We start from the raw sequence: 1,268 nt of genomic DNA on the forward strand, positions 1-1,268 counted from the left end.
ATGAACAAAACGGAAAAGAAGGAACTGCAGATTCTTGCGTGTAAAGTAAGAATGGGCATAGTGGAAGGCGTGTACCACGCGAAGTCGGGGCATCCGGGCGGAAGCTTGTCGTCCGCCGACATTTTCACTTACCTCTATTTCAAAGAGATGCGGGTGGACCCGAAGAATCCGAAGGACGAAAACCGCGACCGCTTCGTGCTTTCCAAAGGGCACTGCGCGCCCGGACTGTACGCCGCGCTTGCCTTAAAGGGCTATTTCCCGATGGACGAACTGAAAAAGCTCCGCCATATCGGCGCGATGCTCCAGGGCCATCCGGATATGAAGGGCACCCCCGGCGTCGATATGAGCTCCGGTTCGCTGGGACAGGGCATTTCCGCCGCCTGCGGGATGGCAGTTGCCGGAAAAATGGACAAAAAGGATTACCGCGTCTATACCCTCCTGGGCGACGGGGAGATCGAAGAGGGTCAGGTCTGGGAAGCCGCCATGTTCGCCGCGCACCATCAACTGGACAACCTCTGCGCCATCGTCGACAGCAACGGCCTGCAGATCGACGGCCCGGTCGCGGAAGTTGCCGGCCCCGAACCGATCGATGAAAAATTCCGTTCCTTCGGTTTCGACGTTCAGGTAGTCGACGGCCATGATTTCGACGCGATCGAAGCGGCGTTCAATCATGCGAAGACCGTAAAAGGCAAGCCCAGCGCCATTATTGTAAAGACGGTCAAGGGCAAAGGCGTGTCCTTTATGGAGAATCAGGTTGGCTGGCACGGCAAGGCTCCGAATGACGAACAGTACGCGGTGGCCATGCAGGATTTGAAGAAAGTACTGTCCGGACTGGAGGCGGAATAAATGGCAGAAATGGTAAAAAAGGCGACAAGAGAAAGCTACGGCGAAGCCCTAAAAGAGCTTGCCGATCAATACCCGCAGGTGGTTGTTCTGGACGCGGACCTTGCGGAGGCAACGAAAACAGGAATCTTCAAGAAAGCCTATCCGGACCGTTTTATCGACTGCGGTATTGCGGAATGCGACATGGTCGGCGTAGCCGCGGGTCTCGCAACCTGCGGAAAGATTCCGTTTGCGACATCCTTCGCCATGTTCTCGACGGGCCGCGCCTACGAGCAGGTGCGCAACTCCGTCGGCTATCCTCATTTAAATGTAAAGATTGTCGGCTCCCACGCGGGTATTTCCGTCGGTGAGGACGGCGCTACCCACCAGTGCAACGAGGATATCGCCTTAATGCGCACGATTCCGGGCATGGTGGTTCTCAATCC

General features: G+C 56.4%; 2 protein-coding genes. Both read left to right on the forward strand.

Annotation, left to right across the window (positions count from 1 at the left end; genetic code table 11):
• On the forward strand, positions 1–846 hold the full coding sequence (locus OUY18_RS13775; RefSeq protein WP_268059356.1) for a transketolase: 846 nt from the start codon (positions 1–3) through the stop codon (positions 844–846).
• Positions 847–1,268 (forward strand): transketolase family protein (locus OUY18_RS13780; RefSeq protein ID WP_419196149.1); only part of this gene is annotated, 422 nt, incomplete at its 3' end.

This window comes from Caproiciproducens galactitolivorans (assembly GCF_026672255.1).
Taxonomy (GTDB): Bacteria; Bacillota; Clostridia; order Oscillospirales; family Acutalibacteraceae; genus Caproiciproducens; species Caproiciproducens galactitolivorans_A.